Annotated in this window: 22 protein-coding genes; 19 read left to right on the top strand and 3 right to left on the bottom strand. The window is 34.3% G+C overall.

Annotated elements, in window-relative coordinates; translation table 11 throughout:
- Positions 1-26 precede the first annotated feature (26 nt).
- A complete protein-coding gene (locus ICJ83_RS06015; RefSeq protein WP_188229476.1) occupies positions 27-722 on the top strand; it encodes a DsbA family oxidoreductase in 696 nt (231 codons plus the stop codon).
- A gap of 72 nt (positions 723-794) precedes the next feature.
- On the opposite strand, the gene ICJ83_RS06010 is transcribed toward ICJ83_RS06015, so the two are convergent.
- Positions 795-1,643 carry a DUF2911 domain-containing protein gene (locus tag ICJ83_RS06010; protein ID WP_188229475.1) on the bottom strand — a complete coding sequence of 283 codons (849 nt, stop codon included), beginning with the start codon at positions 1,641-1,643 and terminating at the stop codon, positions 795-797.
- 213 nt (positions 1,644-1,856) lie between these two features.
- Between ICJ83_RS06010 and ICJ83_RS06005 the strand changes: the two genes are divergently transcribed.
- From ICJ83_RS06005 to ICJ83_RS05920, 18 genes are all read left to right on the top strand, one after another.
- A complete protein-coding gene (locus ICJ83_RS06005) occupies positions 1,857-2,513 on the top strand; it encodes a TetR family transcriptional regulator C-terminal domain-containing protein (RefSeq protein WP_188229474.1) in 657 nt (218 codons plus the stop codon).
- A gap of 6 nt (positions 2,514-2,519) precedes the next feature.
- Positions 2,520-3,833 carry an ABC1 kinase family protein gene (locus tag ICJ83_RS06000; protein WP_188229473.1) on the top strand — a complete coding sequence of 438 codons (1,314 nt, stop codon included), beginning with the start codon at positions 2,520-2,522 and terminating at the stop codon, positions 3,831-3,833.
- Entirely contained in the window at positions 3,830-4,465 is a 636-nt protein-coding gene (locus tag ICJ83_RS05995; RefSeq protein WP_188229472.1) for a flavin reductase family protein, read from the top strand. The genes ICJ83_RS06000 and ICJ83_RS05995 overlap by 4 nt, the downstream gene beginning before the upstream one ends.
- A gap of 11 nt (positions 4,466-4,476) precedes the next feature.
- A complete protein-coding gene (locus tag ICJ83_RS05990; RefSeq protein ID WP_188229471.1) occupies positions 4,477-5,901 on the top strand; it encodes an SDR family oxidoreductase in 1,425 nt (474 codons plus the stop codon).
- Between the two features lie 12 nt (positions 5,902-5,913).
- On the top strand, positions 5,914-6,054 hold the full coding sequence (locus ICJ83_RS05985) for a DUF2256 domain-containing protein (RefSeq protein ID WP_188229470.1): 141 nt from the start codon (positions 5,914-5,916) through the stop codon (positions 6,052-6,054).
- Positions 6,036-7,349: a DASH family cryptochrome gene (locus ICJ83_RS05980; protein WP_188229469.1), complete on the top strand. Its 1,314-nt coding sequence runs from the start codon at positions 6,036-6,038 to the stop codon at positions 7,347-7,349. Before ICJ83_RS05985 ends, ICJ83_RS05980 begins: the two co-directional genes overlap by 19 nt.
- A 16-nt stretch (positions 7,350-7,365) precedes the next feature.
- Complete coding sequence (locus ICJ83_RS05975; RefSeq protein ID WP_188229468.1) at positions 7,366-8,898, top strand: cryptochrome/photolyase family protein; 1,533 nt, start codon at positions 7,366-7,368, stop codon at positions 8,896-8,898.
- Between the two features lie 5 nt (positions 8,899-8,903).
- Positions 8,904-10,388 carry a cryptochrome/deoxyribodipyrimidine photo-lyase family protein gene (locus ICJ83_RS05970; RefSeq protein WP_188229467.1) on the top strand — a complete coding sequence of 495 codons (1,485 nt, stop codon included), beginning with the start codon at positions 8,904-8,906 and terminating at the stop codon, positions 10,386-10,388.
- Between the two features lie 99 nt (positions 10,389-10,487).
- A complete protein-coding gene (locus ICJ83_RS05965) occupies positions 10,488-10,916 on the top strand; it encodes a hypothetical protein (RefSeq protein WP_188229466.1) in 429 nt (142 codons plus the stop codon).
- A complete protein-coding gene (locus tag ICJ83_RS05960; protein WP_188229465.1) occupies positions 10,916-11,194 on the top strand; it encodes a TIGR03643 family protein in 279 nt (92 codons plus the stop codon). The genes ICJ83_RS05965 and ICJ83_RS05960 overlap by 1 nt, the downstream gene beginning before the upstream one ends.
- A gap of 70 nt (positions 11,195-11,264) precedes the next feature.
- Entirely contained in the window at positions 11,265-11,495 is a 231-nt protein-coding gene (locus ICJ83_RS05955) for a hypothetical protein (RefSeq protein WP_188229464.1), read from the top strand.
- Between the two features lie 3 nt (positions 11,496-11,498).
- The gene (locus tag ICJ83_RS05950; RefSeq protein WP_188229463.1) at positions 11,499-12,182 is read left to right on the top strand and encodes an SDR family NAD(P)-dependent oxidoreductase; all 684 of its coding nucleotides are present in this window, start codon (positions 11,499-11,501) and stop codon (positions 12,180-12,182) included.
- 36 nt (positions 12,183-12,218) lie between these two features.
- On the top strand, positions 12,219-12,734 hold the full coding sequence (locus ICJ83_RS05945; RefSeq protein ID WP_394354300.1) for a glutathione peroxidase: 516 nt from the start codon (positions 12,219-12,221) through the stop codon (positions 12,732-12,734).
- Positions 12,731-13,192, top strand: coding sequence for a TspO/MBR family protein (locus tag ICJ83_RS05940; RefSeq protein WP_188229461.1), 462 nt, complete (start codon positions 12,731-12,733; stop codon positions 13,190-13,192). Before ICJ83_RS05945 ends, ICJ83_RS05940 begins: the two co-directional genes overlap by 4 nt.
- 3 nt (positions 13,193-13,195) lie before the next feature.
- Positions 13,196-13,657: an SRPBCC family protein gene (locus ICJ83_RS05935; RefSeq protein WP_188229460.1), complete on the top strand. Its 462-nt coding sequence runs from the start codon at positions 13,196-13,198 to the stop codon at positions 13,655-13,657.
- Entirely contained in the window at positions 13,658-14,965 is a 1,308-nt protein-coding gene (locus ICJ83_RS05930) for a cryptochrome/photolyase family protein (RefSeq protein ID WP_188229459.1), read from the top strand.
- 81 nt (positions 14,966-15,046) lie between these two features.
- On the top strand, positions 15,047-16,714 hold the full coding sequence (locus ICJ83_RS05925) for a formate--tetrahydrofolate ligase (protein WP_188229458.1): 1,668 nt from the start codon (positions 15,047-15,049) through the stop codon (positions 16,712-16,714).
- A gap of 114 nt (positions 16,715-16,828) precedes the next feature.
- The gene (locus ICJ83_RS05920) at positions 16,829-18,247 is read left to right on the top strand and encodes a hypothetical protein (RefSeq protein ID WP_188229457.1); all 1,419 of its coding nucleotides are present in this window, start codon (positions 16,829-16,831) and stop codon (positions 18,245-18,247) included.
- A gap of 168 nt (positions 18,248-18,415) precedes the next feature.
- Here the strand turns inward: ICJ83_RS05920 and murA are convergent, their stop codons facing one another.
- Positions 18,416-19,726 (bottom strand): UDP-N-acetylglucosamine 1-carboxyvinyltransferase, encoded by a 1,311-nt coding sequence (gene murA / locus ICJ83_RS05915; protein WP_188229456.1) that lies wholly within the window; start codon positions 19,724-19,726, stop codon positions 18,416-18,418.
- Positions 19,727-19,732: 6 nt separating this feature from the next.
- Positions 19,733-20,380 carry a DUF4290 domain-containing protein gene (locus ICJ83_RS05910; RefSeq protein ID WP_188229455.1) on the bottom strand — a complete coding sequence of 216 codons (648 nt, stop codon included), beginning with the start codon at positions 20,378-20,380 and terminating at the stop codon, positions 19,733-19,735.
- Positions 20,381-20,382 lie beyond the last annotated feature (2 nt).

The raw sequence follows: 20,382 nt of genomic DNA, 5'->3' as shown, positions 1-20,382 counted from the left end.
TTCGTCTAAAAATCAAAACAAAAAATATGCACATTAAAATATGGTCCGATATACGCTGTCCTTTCTGCTATATTGGAAAAAAACACTTTGAAGCTGCCTTAAATAATTTCCCACATAAGGATGATATTACTATTGAATGGAAAAGCTTTGAATTAGATCCCAACTTACAAACTAATACTACTATAGATGCTCTAACTCATTTTGTAGAAAATAAAGGCGTCGATGCCGAACGCGCCAAACATATGTTTAATAATGTTACAGCTATGGCGGCCAATACGGGACTTGATTTTAATCTTGAAAAATCCATTCCTGCAAACTCATTAAACGCACATCGATTGTTACATTTTGCCAAGCAACAAGGAGTCTCTAATCAAATAAAAGAAGCTTTACTAAAAGCGCACCTTTGCGAAGGTAAAAACATTGATGATACTAATTTTTTGGTGGAATTAGCAAAAACCATGGGTCTGGATAATCATAAAGTTAAAAACATGTTCTCTTCGGATGCATTTACTTATGAAGTTAGACAAGATGAAATGGAGGCTAGAAACCTAGGCATAAACAGCGTACCCTTTTTCGTTATTGATAACAAATATGGAATTTCAGGAGCGCAACCTATAGAGGCATTCACTAATGCCCTGCATGAATCGTATGAAAAACATCAAAATAAACCATTAAAAGCCGCAACAGAAAACACATGCGATATAGATGGAAATTGCAACTAGCAGAACGCTATGAATAAAAAAGGACATGATTTAAAGTTTTAAATCATGTCCTTTTTTTTGGTAACGACTATTCTATAACGCCCCCCACTCTTTTAAAGAATCCTTGTTCATTTTTACATAATCTGCATTTCCAGCTGCCTCCGCACCTGCTAAGGATTTTTTTGCTGCAGCAATAGCTCCCTTTTTATCCCCTGCTTTAGCATGAATTAAAGATTGCTGTCTTAATTGCCAAAATGGAGCTTTATCACCTGCCATAGCTATAGATTTATCTATCCATTCTTTGGCTTGATTAATATCTTTTCCCTCCTGCAAATAGTACACTGCTGCCGAAAAATAATCATTAGCTCCAGGACCATTCATAGCTCTATCAATAGAAGCTGTAACTATAGATTCGGTAGGCATATCAATTTTAACACCAACATAAGTACTTTCCCAAAGTATACCAAGTACAACAGAATTATTAGTTAAGTCGTCAAAACTTATTGTAAACGTTTCAATATTAACAGGCATTTCGTAAACATCAGCCTTTACCTTTGCAGCTACTTTCGAGTCATCCCAATTTTGAGGTGTTCCCCAATTTGAAGTATCATTGTAAAAAACAACTTCCCATGATTTTTTTCCTGGTGTTGCAAAAACAGCATATTCACCTGCTTTCAATTCAGAACCACCAATTGTAACATTAGTACTAAAACTAATTTTTGTATTGGCATTTGCTCCTAAACGCCATAATTTGTCGTATGGGACCAAATCTCCAAAAATGGTTCTTCCTCTCATATTAGGTCTGCTATATTCCAAAGTGACATCGGTTAAACCTACCTTTTGCTCCACTTTTGAAAACGGACTTGGAGCTGGTGTTTTAATCTGCGAATAACCGCTTAGCGAAACGGCTACAAATAAAATAGATGCGATAATTTTTTTCATTGTTGTTGGATTATTAAGTTATAAGGATTTTAAAGTTAATAAATAAGCACCCTGAATTTGTTAACAAAACCTTAAAAATCGTTTGATTATTATCCTTCTAAGGTATTTATAATTTCTTCAAAAATAGATATCTTTTTTATTTAACATAAATTTTGTTTAACTTTTACTTGTTATAGTTAAACATTTTGTATCTTTATATAAATATATAGGGTTATGAGTAAAAAGAACACAATATCGGCCGATTGGCTAATTACGGAATACATGAATTATGTTTTAAAAAATGATGGGAAACCGAAATCGGTATATGCATTCACTCAAGACATAAACACCGATGAGGCCAAATTTTATGAATATTTTGGATCTTTTGAAGGTTTAGAAAAATCAATTTTCAATACCTTCTTTAAAAATACATTACAGCTTTTAGAAAAGGATTCCAATTATACATCGTTTAGTCCGAGAGAAAAATTATTAAGTTTCTATTTTACATTTTTCGAAGTCTTAACAGCAAATAGAAGTTATGTTTCTTACACTTTAAAAGATTACAAAACCAATTTACAACGGCTTAAAATCTTTTCGGAATTAAAATCCAGTTTCAACGAATTTATAAATAGCTTAGAAATTGAAACGATTGAAACCAAACATAAAGATATCGACTCGTTTCAGAAGAAAGCATTAAACGAATCGGCCTGGATTCAGTTACTTATCACTATTGAATTCTGGCTTCAAGATGCCTCAGCTAAATTTGAAAAAACAGACATTTTCATTGAAAAATCGGTAAATACAAGTTTTGAAATTTTAAATATTTCTCCTTTAAAAAGCATTATTGATTTAGGGAAATTTTTATACAATGAAAAAATACAAATGCAATAACCTCAAATGAAGACAATTGATAGCATACCGACGTCTAAAATTCAAAGAGCATCAAAATTAGTATCGACAGGTGCTAAGGTAGGTGTGAACTATTTAAAATATTATGGCGATAAAATCACTAAAACCGAAGAAGAAGCCAAAGAAACCCTCAATAAAAATAATGCAGAAGATATATACGATAGTTTAAAGCAACTTAAAGGAAGCGCCCTTAAAGTCGCTCAAATGTTAAGCATGGAGAAAAACATTTTACCTTCGGCTTACGTTGAAAAATTTTCGTTATCTCAGTTTTCTGTCCCTCCATTATCTGCCCCTTTAGTACTTAAAACCTTCAAAACGAATTTAGGTAAACTGCCAAGCCAGATTTATGACTCTTTTAATTTAAATTCTGTCAATGCGGCCAGTATAGGTCAAGTGCATGAAGCAGAAAAAGACGGGAAAAAACTAGCTGTGAAAATACAATACCCTGGAGTTGCTAGCAGTATTGCTAGCGATTTGGCTTTGGTAAAACCTATTGCAATCAAAATGTTTAATATTAGAGGAAAAGACTCCGATAAATATTTTAAAGAAGTTGAAAACAAACTTATTGAGGAAACTAATTACATTCTGGAGGTTGAACAAAGTAAAACCATTGCAAACGCGTGTAAACATATACCAAATCTTAAATTCCCAAACTATTACGAAGAATTATCGTCAGAACGGATAATTACCATGGATTGGATGGAAGGCATTCACCTTTCAGAATTTACAGCAATCAATACCGATGACATTCTGGCACAACAATTAGGCCAGGCACTTTGGGATTTTTACATGTATCAAATGCACGTTTTAAAAAAGGTACATGCCGACCCACACCCTGGTAACTTTTTAGTTTCAAAAGAAGGCCAGCTTATTGTTTTAGACTTTGGGTGCATGAAGGCTGTTCCCGATAGTTTTTATATACCTTATTTCGAATTGGCCAAAAAAGAAAATTTAAATACACCAGATATTTTTAGAGAAAAAATGTTTGAACTTGAAATATTACGCCCCGATGATTCCAAGGAAGAAATCGAATTTTTCTCGGCCATGTTTTACGATATGCTAAGTTTATTCACCCAGCCATTTCATTCGGAAACTTTCGATTTTTCCAATGAAACTTTTTTTAAAGCTATATCAGATATGGGGCAACGTTACAGTAAAAGCACTGAACTTAAACAAATGAACGGCAATCGTGGATCGAAACATTTTATATACATAAACCGTACTTTTTTCGGATTGTACAATTTAATGTTCGATTTGAAAGCTAAAAATATTGCCATTAATAATTTTAATAACCTACAATGACTTACATAAGCAACGAACAAATTGAAAACATGCATCACTTGTACCGCATTAATTTAATTAATAGTTGTACAGGCTTTAAAAGTGCCAACTTAATTGGAACAAAGTCTAAACATGGTATAGATAACGTCGCAGTTTTTAGCTCAGTAATTCATCTAGGAAGTCACCCTCCTTTACTTGGTTTTATATTACGACCAACGACCGTTTTAAGGAACACTTACGAAAATATAAAAGAAACAGGCGTCTATACTATTAATCACATCCATAAAAATAGTATTGAAGACGCGCATCATACGTCAGCCAAATATGGCAATACGATTTCCGAATTCGACGTTACTAATTTAACACCTGAATTTAAAAATAATTGTTATGCCCCATTTGTTCAGGATGCTCCAGTACAATTAGAAATGGCATATCTTAATGAATATGAAATAAAAGAAAATGATACCATTTTAGTTGTTGGTAAACTTGTGGGTTTATATATAAATCAGGACATATTAGAAAAAGATGGATTCATTAACCTCTCAAAAGCCGAAATTGCCTCTATTAACGGGTTAGACACTTACACGATTCCTAAATTTGAAAAACGATTAGCGTATCAGCGTCCAAAAGAAGTAAAAACCAAGCATATTTAAACTAAGGTATTATGAAAATTTTGGTTACAGGTGCTACTGGTTATATTGGTAAACGCATCATTCCTTTGTTATTACACGAAGGACATACCATTGTTTGCGCTGTTCGAGGCAAACTTCGTACCGAACAAAAATATTACGACGAGGATAACATTCATGTTGTTGAAGCCGATTTTTTAAAACCTGAAACCTTAGTTAACATTCCTAAAGATATTGACGCAGCGTATTATCTCATTCACTCCATGTCAAACTCGGTCGACCAGTTTCATAAAATGGAGGAATCTTGTGCGATAAATTTTAAAAATTACATCGAAAAAACGACAGCTAAACAAGTCATTTACCTGAGTGGTATTACCAACGACACCAAGTTATCTAAACACCTGTTATCACGAAAGAATGTAGAACACACTTTACAATCAAACATCTATTCCCTTACTGTTTTTAAAGCTGGTATCATTGTGGGTTCTGGTAGTGCTAGCTTTGAAATAATTAGAGATTTAGTAGAAAAACTACCTGTAATGGTTACTCCAAAATGGCTTAATACCAAGACACAACCTATTGGCATTCGGGATGTTTTAAGTTTTCTCATTAATGCCCTTGAAAAAAAAGAGTTGTATAATACTTCACACGATATTTTTGGTCCTGAGATATTAACTTACAAGGAGATGTTACTTCAATTTGCTAAAATTAGAAAGTTAAAACGATACATTATAACATTACCAGTTATGACACCTAAACTTTCTAGTTATTGGCTGTATTTTGTTACCTCAACGTCCTACAAATTAGCAAGTAGCCTGGTAAATAGCATGGGGATTGAAATTATAGGGAAACCGAGTAATATTAATAAAATACTACAAGTAAACCCCATGACTTATAAAACAGCAGTAGAATTGGCTTTTGAGAAAATTGAAAGTAATCATATTGTTTCCAGCTGGAAAGATGCCTTAATAAATAGTAGACATAAAAAACGAGCTTCGAGCAAGTATTTAAAGGTTCCTAAATACGGGTGTTTTAAAGATATAAAAGAACGTGAGGTTAAGGATGAACAACGCACATTAAATAAAATATGGGCTATTGGCGGAGAAAATGGGTGGTACTATGGTACATTTTTGTGGCAAATTCGTGGTTTTTTAGATAAACTAGTTGGTGGTATAGGTTTGCGCAGAGGCCGAACCAATAAAACTGAAATACATACTGGCGATGCTTTAGATTTTTGGCGGGTTCTTTTGGCAGATAAACAACAAAAACGGCTCATACTTTTTGCTGAAATGAAATTACCTGGCGAGGCATGGCTTGAGTTTCAAGTAGCCCACGGTAAAGTATTTCAACGAGCTACCTTTAGACCTCGTGGTTTAGCAGGTAGACTGTACTGGTATAGTGTATTACCCTTTCACGGCTTTATTTTTAAAGGTATGATTAATGAATTAGCCAATGCTTAATTTAACTACGCTATGAGTAAGACTTTAAAAAAACAAAATCTACCTCAAAAAATATGTCCTGTTTGTGGCTTCACTTTCTCTTGGCGTAAAAAATGGCGAAACACTTGGGAATCGGTAAAATATTGTAGTGAAAAATGCAGAAAACAGAATTAGACACGCATTTAATTTGGTTTAGAAACGATTTAAGAATTCACGACAACGCCTCAATACAACAGGCTGTAACAAATGCTGCTAAAGTGTTGGCCGTGTTTTGTTTCGATACTAAAGCATTCGAAATTGGTGCCCTTGGATTTAAAAAAACCGAAAAGTTTAGAGCGCGATTTCTAATTGAAACAGTTAAAAACCTAAAAGCAAATTTAGAGCAATATAACATCCCATTATTCGTATACTTGGCCGAACCTGAACATTGCCTTCCTAAATTGATAAGAGAACATCAGGTTTCTAAAATTTTCATGCAAAGAGAATGGACCCATGAAGAAACCTTAAGCGTCAACCAAGTAAAGTCTAACTTGCCTAATACGGTTAAGGTTATTGAAACTTATAATCAGTTTTTATTTCACCCCGACGACATTCCTTTTCAAATAACATCAATTCCTGAAGTCTTTACCAATTTCAGAAAACAATGCGAAAAGCGATGTATGGTTCGCCCGTTACTGCCAGAAACATTAAGTGGTTTTAAACAACCTAAAATTCAAAACACAACACGTATACCAACCCTTTCAGAATTAGGTTTTGAACCGTTCTACACACATGCAGATAGTGCTTTCCCTTTTCAAGGTGGCGAAAATCATGCAATACATAGGTTACATGACTATTTTTATGAAACCAAGAAGTTAGCATTTTATAAAAAAACACGAAATGGGCTGCTTGGCACGAACTACAGTTCTAAATTTTCACCATGGTTAGCCAATGGCAGCCTTTCGCCCCGCTACATTTATCATGAAGTTAAAGAATTTGAAAGGCATCACATAAAAAACCAATCGACGTATTGGTTAATTTTTGAACTCATTTGGCGCGATTATTTTAAATACATATCGATAAAACATGGTAATGCTATTTTTAAAATTGGAGGCATTTTAAATAAATCTTATCAATGGAATAGAAATCCAGAAAAAATTAAAAATTGGATTGCAGGCCAAACATCAGAACCGTTTGTTAATGCCAATATGATCGAACTTAAAAGCACAGGCTGGATGAGTAATCGTGGACGACAAAATGTAGCGAGTTATTTTTCTAGAACACTTAACCTTGATTGGCGCATTGGTGCCAGTTATTTTGAAAGTTTACTTATAGATTACGATGTACACAGCAATTACGGAAACTGGATGTATGTGGCAGGTGTAGGTAACGATCCTAGGCATCGAACATTCAATGTAAAGCTACAAGCCGAACACTATGACCCACATGGTAAATACCAACGGCAATGGCTACAAAACAAACTTTTTTAAACGATAACTACCTTTTTTGAAGACACTCAGACTCATACTTGGCGATCAATTAAACAGTAAACACCGTTGGTTTAAAAACGAACAAGACGACTATGTGTATTGTATGTTTGAAATGCGTCAGGAAACCGATTATGTTAGGCATCATATTCAAAAGCTTGTTGGATTTTTTGCAGCCATGCGCGCTTTTGCTAACACTTTAAGAGCCCAAGGTTGCCATGTTGTATATTTTCAACTTGACGACCAAAGAAACACCCAAAATCTTACCGAAAACCTAAACCTTCTAATACATCAATTTAAGATACAAAAATTCGAATATCAATTACCAGATGAATACCGACTAGATGAGCAATTACTGGATTTCACCAATAGCTTAAATATAGCTTACCAAAGCTATTCAACAGAACATTTTTACACCAACCGTGAAGAATTACAAACCTTTTTTAAAGGCAAAAAACAATATGTCATGGAAATGTTTTATCGCTATATGCGAAAAAAACACAACATATTAGTCTTTAATGGCCAACCTGAAGGCGGCAAATGGAACTATGATAAAAGCAATCGAAACAGTTGGAAAGGAACTCCAGAAATACCACCATTTAAACGCTTTAACAACAACATTTCTGAACTCCTTGATTTAATAAAAAAAGAAGGTGTGAATTATATGGGAATGTGCGACTCTAATAATTTTTGCTACCCTATAAATCGGGAGCAGGCCTTAGATCAATTAAAATATTTTTGTGAATATTTACTAATTCATTTTGGAGATTACCAGGATGCCATGCACACCAAACAAGCCAACCTATTTCACTCCAGACTATCATTTGCCATGAATTTAAAGCTTATTTCTGCTAAAAATGTTGTCGATACGGTACTAAACTATTGGCGCAAGTTTGGTGAACACATTTCTATTACACAAGTAGAAGGTTTTATAAGGCAGATTTTAGGTTGGCGAGAATACATGCGTGGTATGTATTGGGCGATGATGCCTGAATTTAAAAATGAAAATTATCTGCAAAACCACAACCCGCTACCCGATTTTTACTGGACTGGAGATACTAAAATGAATTGCATAAAGCAAAGCATAAAAGACAGTCTTAACAACGGCTACGCACATCATATTCAACGCCTTATGATTACTGGAAATTTTGCATTACTCACTCAAACGCATCCCGATGAAGTTGATTATTGGTATTTAGGGATTTATGTAGATGCTTTAGAGTGGGTTCAATTACCTAACACCAGAGGCATGAGTCAATTTGCCGATGGTGGAAAAATAGCGACCAAACCTTATATCTCCAGCGGAAGCTACATTAATAAAATGAGTAATTATTGTAATACCTGCTTTTATAACCATAACGAAAAGACTCGAGACAACGCTTGCCCTTTTAATAGTTTATATTGGCATTTTTTAGATGAAAAACGTGATCAATTTTTCAATAACCATCGCATGCGTATGATGTACAGCCTGCTTAATAAAATGGATAAAAATAAATTGTTAAAGCTTAAAAAAAGAGCCCAGCGTATTATAGATAATCCCGATCAGTTTTAAAACATATGAAAGATAATTTAAGTATTGTTTGGTTAAAGCGTGACCTTCGTTTATGGGATAACGAAGCTATTTTTAACGCCATACATTCAAATCAAAACGTACTTTTAATTTATGTTTTTGAAACTTTTCTCATTACCGACAAACATTACAGTAAACGGCATTGGGATTTTGTGAAGCAATCTTTAGAAGACCTTAATAATACATTATACCAGTACAACTCAAAAGTACTAATCATAGAAAACTCTATTGAACAAACCATAAAAACCCTTCAAAAGTATTACCAAGTTACCCATGTGTATTCCCATCAGGAAACAGGGCTTTTTTTAACTTTTGAAAGAGATCTAGCCTTCGGTAAATATTGTAAAACACAAAACATTAGCTGGCAAGAAAGTATCAATAACGGTGTGCAACGAGGCTTAAAAAACCGTGCTACTTGGTATGACGATTGGACAGATTTCATGGGGCAACCAGAATTTAATTTCAACCCTGGTAAAAACCAGTTACTATCTATTACTCATATCGAAAAATTAGAACATCATTTTAAACTGGTATCTTTGGTAACTACCAAAAACACCTCCTTTCAAAAAGGAGGCACCAGTACTGGATTAAAATGCCTCAATTCCTTTTTAAACGACAGAAACAAAAGTTATATGTTCAACATCTCTAAACCTCGAGAATCCAGAACATCCTGTAGTCGAATATCGCCCTACTTAGCATGGGGAAATTTATCTGTAAAACAAGTTTTAAATGCTACTTCCGAAGTCTATAAAAACAAAACAAATAATCGACATATCAACGCTTTTAAATCACGTTTGCGTTGGCAGGCACATTTTATCCAGAAATTTGAAATGGAACATCAAATGGAATTTCGCAGCGTAAATAAAGGATATACAGAATTAAATAAACCCAGAAATTTAGAATATCAGCAAGCCTGGAAAGCTGGTAAAACAGGGTTTCCTTTAGTAGATGCTTGTATGCGTTGTTTAAATGAAACGGGGTATTTAAATTTTAGAATGCGCGCCTTAGTTGTATCGTTTTTTACACACAGTCTTTGGCAACCCTGGGAAGATTGTGCAGCATATTTGGCTAGTGTATTTCTTGATTTCGAACCTGGTATTCATTATCCGCAAATACAAATGCAAGCGGGAGAAACAGGAATTAATGCACTACGCATTTACAGCCCATTAAAAAATAGCAAAGCATTAGACCCTGAAGGTAAATTTATAAAACAATGGGTTAAGGAGTTAGTCCCTTTGGATGCAACAACGATTCATGATCCTAGCAGCATATCCTATTTCGACCAACAACTTACGGGTTTCGAAATTGGTGTGACTTATCCCACTCCCATAATTAATGATAAATTAGCCCGTAAGTATGCGAGTAACACCCTTTGGAAACTAAAAGATTCCCCATTTGTTAAGCAAGAAAATAGACGCATTTTAAAACGTCACACCTTAAAGGATCGAAGCATTATGCTTAAAAATTCATAAAACTATTCATTAAAACTTATGATAATTCAATTATTTTGTTTAACTTTTTATAATTAATATTAAACATTTTGTATTTTTGAACTAACTATCTTAGGTTTTATGTTATTTAATACTACATATAAAGATATAAACGTGACCCGTCAAATTAATGATTTGATTGGAAAGCCCTATTCTTTATGGTCTTCTATAAAATTAAAAGGTGTAGGCTCAAAACGCATGATTATTGATGAAGCCAGTCCGCAATTAAAAACAGTATTAAATGAAATAGACGACATTAACTACGGTAATATAGAATTGAGACCAGGAGGCATCTTAATCCATATCACCAAAGGATTAGACCGATTTTCCTGGACGATCCCCTATTTTCATTTAGTAATATTTAAAAGCAACGGAATCAGTATACATTCAAATGGAAAATTTGTTCATTTTAAAAAAAACAAAACGTTACAAGAGAATAAATCATTTTTTAAAAAACTTATCGCGCAAAAAATAAAGTTTGAAGAACATCATAAGTTAAACTTAAGATAATGAACAACGCATTTAATGAATTAGAAATCGATCGCATTATTGAAATGGCTTGGGAAGATCGTACGCCTTTTGAAGCTATCACTTATCAGTTTAATATAAATGAACAAGATGTAATTAGTCTTATGAGAAAAGAATTGAAGCCGAGTAGCTTTAAATTATGGCGAGAAAGAGTGCAGGGTCGAAAAACAAAGCATCGCAAGCGGCGACAATTTGAAATAGGTCCCTTTAAATCTAGCAGACAAAAACAAATATCTGCAAACAAAATTTCAAAAAGATAAACAACAAATTAAGTCCTTAAAAATCGTGATAAACTTACCCGGTAATTAGAAACGTAAAACTCATTTAATTATGGAAACCATTGAAAAAGCATTAGCATTTGAGCAAACAAGTTTAAGATCTCTATCCACCAGTGATCGTGTTAAAATTTCAAGACAAGCCAAAACATTAATACTGGAATTAAATCAAATTTACAAGGCTAAGAAGGATGAAAAAATCATGGATATCATGAAACGACTTACCGTAATAAAACGCAAGGTTGAAAAACGCCTTAACGGCAAACACTTGTTAAATAATATATAAAACATGAAAAATATAATTATTGTAGGAGGAAGTAAAGGCATAGGAAACGCTATTATTTCCTCTTTGATAGAAAACCATAAAATTATAAATATTAGCAGAACACCTCCACCTCAAACCCATGTTAATTTAACGCATTTCCAAACTGATGTTATTGCCGATGAACTCCCTGAAATAGATTCTGCCGACGCCCTAATTTATTGTCCTGGAAGTATCAATTTAAAGCCCATATCTAGATTATCTGTGAATGAATTTCAAGCGGATTTTGAGCTCAATGTGTTAGGTGCCGTTAAAGCCATTCAAAAATATTTACCTCAATTAAAGCAAGGAAATAAACCATCAATCGTGTTATTTAGTACAGTAGCCACAAAATTAGGTATGCCTTTTCATGCCAGCGTTGCCGTGGCTAAAGCCGGTATTGAAGGTTTGGTTAAATCGTTAGGTGCCGAATTAGCTCCAACGATTAGAATAAATGCCATTGCTCCTACAGTAACTAATACAGAATTAGCGTCTAAACTACTAAGAAATGACAAAATGGTTGAGTCTATCACAGAGCGTCATCCGTTAAAAAAAATACTAAAACCAGAAGAAGTTGCTGAAATGGCCGTATTTTTAATATCTGAAAAAGCAGCGTCAATATCTGGACAGATTTTTAATATGGATAATGGCATTGTATCCTTTAAATTATAAACAACACTTATGAAAAAACTATTTTTAATACTTACCATGTTCTCATTTTTCGCAAAATCTAATGCTCAGGCCGAACCCAAAGAATCAATCTATGATATTAAAATAAATAGCTTAGAAGGCGATCCAATAAATTTATCGGATTTTAAAGGACAACACATACTATTTGTAAATGTGGCATCAAAATGTGGATTTACGGGGCAATATGCTGATTTGCAAAAATTATACGACACATATAAGGATGATTTAATGATTATTGGTGTGCCTTGCAATCAATTTGGCAGTCAGGAACCAGGTTCAGCCGGCGACATTCAAAACTTTTGTGAAAGAAACTATGGTGTTACATTTTTAATGACTGAAAAAGTGGATGTTAAAGGTGCAAGCCAACATCCATTATATCAATGGTTGACAAAAAAAGAAAAAAACGGAAACATCGATACATCTGTAAAATGGAATTTTCAAAAATATTTAGTTGATGGAAATGGTCGTTTGGTAGATTATTACCTATCGGCAACCAAACCGTTAAGTGATAAGATTACGAATCATTTACAATGAAAACAATAAAATATTTTTTTGTATTCCTGATTGTCAATTTTAGCGCTTTGGCCATGGGGGTCTGGTTGATGCAAAGTGGTCCCCAATCGGAATGGTATTTGAATTTAAATAAAGCCCCCTGGACACCTCCTGGTTGGGTTTTTGGTGCGGCTTGGACCTCAATTATGCTATTATTTTCTCTGTATATGGCATTTTTATGGCAAAACCAACCAACAAAAAAAGTGTTAGCCTTATTTATCATTCAATTCATTTTAAATGTAGGCTGGAATTTTGTGTTTTTCAACCAGCATTATATCGGATTAGGACTATTAGTTATTCTTTTATTAACGGCTACAGTATGTATATTTCAGTTCGATTACCGCAAAGTTTTAGCCCTAAAATCACTATTAATAACTCCATATTTAATTTGGTTGTGCATTGCTAATTCGTTAAACCTCTATATCTGGCTTTATAATTAAAATATGAAAATATACACCCTACATAAAACTCAAAAATTACCAATTAGTGTAGATGAGGCCTGGCATTTTTTTTCAGACCCAAAAAACTTAAAGATTATAACACCAGATTATATGGGATTTGATATTATTTCTGGCGCTGATAGACCTATGTTCTCTGGTCAAATTATTCAGTATATCGTAACCCCTGTTTTAGGCATTAAAACCAAATGGGTTACCGAAATCACCCATGTTATCGATAAGCACTATTTTGTCGACGAACAACGTTTTGGCCCTTACAGTCTGTGGCATCACAAACATTTTATAAAACCTATAGAAGGTGGTATTGAAATGGAAGATATAATAGACTATAAACTTCCCTTAGGTATTCTAGGGCAACTTTTTCATCCTATTTTAGTAAAGCCAAAACTTGAAGAAATTTTCGACTATCGCACAAAAAAATTAGAAACACTTTTCGGCACTCTATAAATGAAGAAAACAATAAATATTTTTTGGTTTCGTCGCGATTTACGACTTCACGATAACCATGGTTTGTATGAAGCATTAAAAGGCGATATACCAGTTTTACCTATTTTTATTTTTGACACTGAAATATTAGAGCGTCTCCCAAAAAGTGATGCCAGAGTAACATTTATTTTCGATACACTTCAGCAGTTAAGAAAACAACTCCAAGAACAATTTAATAGCGCTATTGCTTTCTATCATGGAAAGCCCTTAGATATATTTAAAAGTATTTATGAAACATATAACGTAAATACCGTTTTCACAAATCGCGATTATGAGCCTTATGCTTTGACTCGGGACACAAAAATTAAGGCCTTTCTTAAATCTAAAGAAATATCATTTAACACTTTTAAAGACCAGGTGATATTTGAAAAAGACAACATTGTAAAAAGCGACAGCACACCTTACGTGGTTTACACACCATTTATGAAACTTTGGAAATCAACTTTTAAAAGTAACTCCATAGAAAGCTATTCAAGTGAATCACATTTAGAAAATTTGGTTAAATCAGATCAACTTCCTAATATCGAATTAGAAACGATGGGTTTTAGTAGGTCCAATCAAACTATTGAAGACTATACTGTTTCTATGAATCTCATTTCGAATTACGAAGACACAAGAAATTATCCTGCAAAAGACGCAACATCAAAACTCGGGCCTCACCTTCGTTTTGGTACGGTAAGTGTCAGAGAAATGGTTAACAAAGCTAAACAATGTAAAAATGAAGTGTTTTTACAGGAATTAATTTGGCGTGAATTTTTTATGCAAATTCTGTGGCATTTTCCGCATACAGTAACCGAAAGTTTTAAAGCGAAATACGACCGAATTGTTTGGAGAAATAATGAAGAGGAATTTAAACGTTGGTGCAACGGACAAACTGGTTATCCGCTTGTCGATGCCGGCATGCGGCAATTAAATGAAACAGGGTTTATGCATAATCGTGTAAGAATGTTGGTTGGCAGTTTTTTGTGTAAACATTTATTAATCGACTGGCGTTGGGGTGAAGCCTATTTCGCTGAAAAATTACATGACTACGAAATGGCCAGCAATGTTGGAAATTGGCAGTGGGTTGCTGGATGTGGTGTTGATGCTGCTCCCTATTTCAGAATATTCAATCCTACTACACAAATAGAAAAATTTGACAAAAATCTAAATTACATAAAAACATGGGTACCCGACTTTCAAGAATTAACCTATCCGCAACCTATAGTCGATCATAAATTTGCTCGAGAACGATGTTTAAAAGTTTATAAAGAAGCTTTAAATAGTTAATTGAAACTATTTAAATGACAAATATCAGGTCTTAAATAATCTTTATTTTTTACTTTTAGAAGAACTAAAATAAATAGGATTATGACTGATTTAGATATCGCAAAAGCGGTTACACTACAGCCTATTACAAAAATTGCTGAAAAATTTGGAATTGATTCCGATATCATAGAAATGTATGGCAAATACAAAGCAAAATTACCATTACATTTAATTAACAAAAAGACAGCTTCACAAAGTAATTTAATTCTAGTATCTGCCATTTCTCCCACACCGACAGGTGAAGGCAAAACCACGATATCCATTGGGCTTTCCGAAGGCCTAAATCTCTTGAACAAAAAAACGACCGTAGTTTTAAGAGAACCCTCTTTAGGTCCAGTTTTTGGAATTAAAGGAGGTGCTACAGGTGGTGGATATTCTCAAGTTCTTCCTATGGAAGACATTAATTTACACTTTACGGGCGACTTTTCGGCCATCGAAAAAGCTCATAATCTTCTTGCTGCCATTATTGATAATAATATTCAAAGTAAAACAAACTCTTTAAAACTCGACCCTAGAACCATAAGTTGGAAACGCGTTGTAGACCTTAACGATCGTGCCTTAAGACGTGTTATCGTTGGTTTAGGCGGTACGACTTCTGGAATTCCAAGAGAATCAGGCTTCGATATTACAGCAGCTTCAGAAATTATGGCTATCCTTTGCTTAGCTGAAAATATAAGTGATTTAAAAACCCGTCTTGGAAATATATTTATTGGTTACACGTTTAATAAATCACCTATCTACGCTAAAGATTTAAAAGCCGAAGGTGCTATGGCTACCCTTTTAAAAGATGCTATAAAACCCAATCTCGTTCAGACCATCGAAGGGAATCCTGCAATTATACATGGCGGCCCTTTTGCGAACATTGCTCAGGGAACAAATTCTGTTATCGCCACATTAATGGGCATGTCACACTCAGAATACACAGTAACCGAAGCCGGTTTCGGATTCGATTTAGGAGCCGAAAAATTTTTCGATATAAAATGTCAGAGTGCAGGATTAAAACCAAAAGCAGTTGTTCTAACCACAACCATAAGAGCTTTAAAATATCATGGTGGTGCCGATTTAAAATCTTTAACTGAAGAAAATATTGAAGCTTTAAAAAATGGATTACCAAACCTAGAAAAACACTTGGAAAACATTGCTAAATTTAAGGTACCTGCGGTTATAGCCATTAACAAGTTTACAAGCGACACCGATGCTGAAATAGAGCTTATTAAAAGTTTTGCTACTCTAAAAAACGTAAAAGTTGCCTTAGCTGATGTTTGGGCCAAAGGTGGCAAAGGAGCTATTGAATTAGCACAAAACGTGATTGATTTAGTAGAGTCTAAATCATCTGATTTTAATCCGTTGTACCATTGGGAATACCCTGTAAAAGATAAAATTGAAACGATAGCGAAAGAAATTTATGGTGCTGAACATGTAGATTATACATCTAAAGCGAAAGCACACCTCAATAAAATATCTGATTTAGGCTTGGAACATTTACCCGTTTGTATTGCCAAAACACAAAAATCGTTAAGCGATAATCCTAAATTATTAGGACGTCCAAAAGATTTTATTATTACGGTAAGAGAAATTGAAATAGCATCGGGTGCTGGATTTTTAATTCCTATTACCGGAGATATCATGCGTATGCCGGGGCTGCCCAGCCATCCTGCTTCAGAACACATTGATATTAATGATGAGGGGGAAATTACCGGGTTGTTTTAAATTATCAGATTCTAAAAATGTTTGTAAACCAAACGCAACATCTGTGTCTAATATGTACTTCAACCTAAAAAAATAAGCTTAATTTAGAAGCTTTTTTAACCCGAATTGTAACTTATGAATACACTAAAAAACTTCTTTTTTGTCTTAATATGTTTAACCTTTGTTTTAACTCATGCTCAACACCCTGAAAGACAATACACTGCTGATGTCGAAAAAGCCAAAGATTGGGTAAAACTTATTAATTGGACCCGATTTAAAAACTTATCTAGGACGTCTTCGCAACAAACATTAATGGGTGAAATTTTACTAAATGCCAATAAATATGCACTGACCAATTGGTGGGAAAAACGTGGATTTAAAAATACGCCCTTAAATGAATACCTAGATTTAAAAGGTGTTTCCGAACATTATATACGTCCTGTAGCAGCCGAAGCCGAGGCGTTAGCTGCTTCATTAAGAATGGGGCTTTACGACAGCTCTTTTACAGGCATACCTGAAGCAGAAGCCGAAGCAAAAACAATTCAATTAATTAAAAGTTTATCGCATAGTCATTTATCTATTTCAAACCAAGGCTGGGGAAGAAAATGGCAATCGGCTTTATGGGCAGGCTATACGGGTTTTGCTGCCTGGATGATGTGGGATAAATTAGATAAATTAACACGGAATGAAGTATTATTAATGATTTATGAAGAATGTGAATGGATTATGAACGATAAAAACCTACAACAAATAAAAAGCTACAGAGACCTGAATGGAAATATTACCAGTCCGGGCGATACTGGTGCTGAAGAAAATGCGTGGGATAGCCTAATCCTTTCGGTTGCCTGTGCCATGATGCCAGAAAATCCAAATCATAATAAATGGATGAATAAACTAATTTTTCTAAATATTAATGCACTTTCCCGCCCTAAGGATTTATACAACACAAAAAAATACAATGGTAAACCATTCAACAAATGGCTAATTGGAACCAATATTAATAACGACGGAACCATTGTTAATCATCATTTCATTCATCCGGATTACATGACCTCGCCATTTGAATTTAACCCAATTAGATTTTTTGCCTTAGCACAAGCACCAACTCCTAAAGTTTTTAAACAAAAATTAGAATTGGTTTTTAGTGCCTTTACCGAATTAAATTTTAAAGTAGGAGATTCCATTACAGGAGGAATTGTAAAATCTCCAGGAGGAACCATTTTCAATAGTCAATCGAATACCATATTTTATCCTTTAGGCACAGATTGGGGTAAAGATCGACGTATGAATTTTGCTTCTTTTTGTAGTACTACATCTGCTTTTGCTAAACATAGTAAAACAAAAAAGGAAGCTTCTAAATGGGTTTTAAAATTTGGACAAACGGCTTTGGAAATGCAAAACCGTTTTGATGATGGTCACACATATACAGACAAAAGTGAGGACAGTTACCCGTCTAGAGAAGAATGGGTTGCCGACATGGCAACAACTGCTTATATCACCGAAACCCTAAAATTATTAGGTAAAACAAAGTTTACAAATAAAAATTTCAACTAAGGTTAAAAAAACAAAAGAGGCTGTCTAAAAAGGATAACTTTCGTCCACCTGAACTTCATTCAGGTTCTCATTAAATCTGATAATCAATGATATGAGATTCTGAAATAAATTCAGAATGACGAGTTTTGTGACTTTTTAGACAGCCTCTTTTTTTAATACATTTTATATTTAATCCAAACGTTCAATCTTAGCTCCTATAGCACGTAAACGCTCATCAATATTTTCGTAACCTCGGTCTATTTGTTCAATATTTTGAATTGTAGACGTTCCTTTGGCTGATAATGCCGCAATAAGTAATGATACGCCTGCACGAATATCAGGAGAGGTCATTGTCATAGCCTTTAAAGTTGATTTAAAATCATGACCAATTACTGTTGCCCTGTGCGGATCACACAATATAATTTTTGCTCCCATATCGATTAATTTATCAACAAAGAACAAACGACTCTCAAACATTTTTTGATGTATAAGTACACTTCCTCTGGCTTGGGTTGCCACTACTAAAACAATACTTAGTAAATCGGGTGTAAAACCAGGCCAAGGTGCATCAGAAATCGTTAATATGGAACCATCGATAAAACTCTGAATTTCGTAACCATCGGTATGCGCAGGTATATGAATATCGTCACCTTGTTTTTCTACAGTTATTCCTAATTTCCTGAATACATTTGGAATAACACCTAAATCATTCCAAGACACATTTTTAATAGTAAGTTCACTTTTAGTCATGGCAGCCAAACCAATCCAACTCCCTATTTCAATCATGTCGGGTAACATAGTATGACTTGTTCCACCTAAGCTATCAACGCCATCAATAATTAACATATTAGAACCTACGCCGCTAATTTTTGCCCCCATACGATTGAGCATTTTGCATAATTGCTGCAAGTATGGTTCGCAAGCCGCATTATAAATTGTTGTTTGTCCTTCAGCTAATACCGCGGCCATAACTATATTGGCTGTTCCTGTTACAGAAGCCTCTTCTAATAGCATGTAAGTTCCTTTCAATCTATCGGCTTCAACACCATAAAATTGCTCTTCCTTACTATATCTAAATTTGGCGCCTAAATTAATGAGTCCTTCAAAATGAGTATCTAATCTTCTTCGTCCTATTTTGTCGCCTCCAGGTTTTGGAATATATCCTTTACCAAATCTAGCCAGCAACGGCCCAACAATCATAATAGATCCCCGCAAACCGCGACCATCTACTTTAAATGCATCGGACTCCAAATATTCTAGATTAACTTCATCGGCTTGAAAAGTATAAGACCCCTTGCCTATCTTTTCAATTTTAACCCCTAGGTTACCTAGTAATTTAATAAGCTTATTGACATCAACAATATCAGGTATATTGTTGATAGTCACGACATCGGAAGTTAATAATACTGCACATAAAATCTGTAATGCTTCATTTTTGGCACCTTGCGGCTTTATGCTTCCTTTTAATCGGTGCCCGCCTTCAATTTTAAATGTTCCCATACCTGTTTAGAAGCGTTTTCTTTGACGATTCGACGAGTTTTTCTTGTGATGACCTTTCTTGTTGTTACTGTATTTACTCTTGCTTCGCATTAAACTAGAGGAATCTGACAAATCTTCATCTGAATTTTTCAAATTAATTTTTCCTCCGGAAAGCTCAAATAAATGGTCATAAATCACATCGTCTTCAACGGTATCCTTGTTCCAATTTAAAAAACACTTTTTCATATGGTTGGCAATGGTAAAAGTTAAAGCTTCTTTTAGCTCTCCTTCTTCCCATGTGTTGGCCACATCAATCATGGTTTTTATATTGTTTCCGTAAAATCGGTACTTTGGGAAATTTTGTGGATATTTTAAAGGCTCTGGGCGTTCTTCAAAAAGTTCCTTCGATGGTTTTTCGAAAGGAGAATCGGCGTCTAATTCAAAATTAGACATTATAAATAACTGATCCCAAAGTTTATGTTGAAAATCTGGAACATCACGTAAATGTGGTTGCATATTTCCCATTACCGCAATAATTGCTTTTGCTACTTTATTACGTTCTTCCTTGGTTTCACGCGATTTAGCATAGTTAATCATTTTTTGAATATGACGTCCATATTCTGGTATAATTAAATGTTCACGCTCTGTATTGTATTCTAAATTATCTATTGTCAAAA

The organism is Aestuariibaculum sediminum (assembly GCF_014596945.1).
Taxonomy (GTDB): Bacteria; Bacteroidota; Bacteroidia; order Flavobacteriales; family Flavobacteriaceae; genus Aestuariibaculum; species Aestuariibaculum sediminum.
The sequence above is the reverse complement of the archived record's forward strand: the minus strand, read 5'-3'. Positions and strand labels throughout refer to the sequence as shown.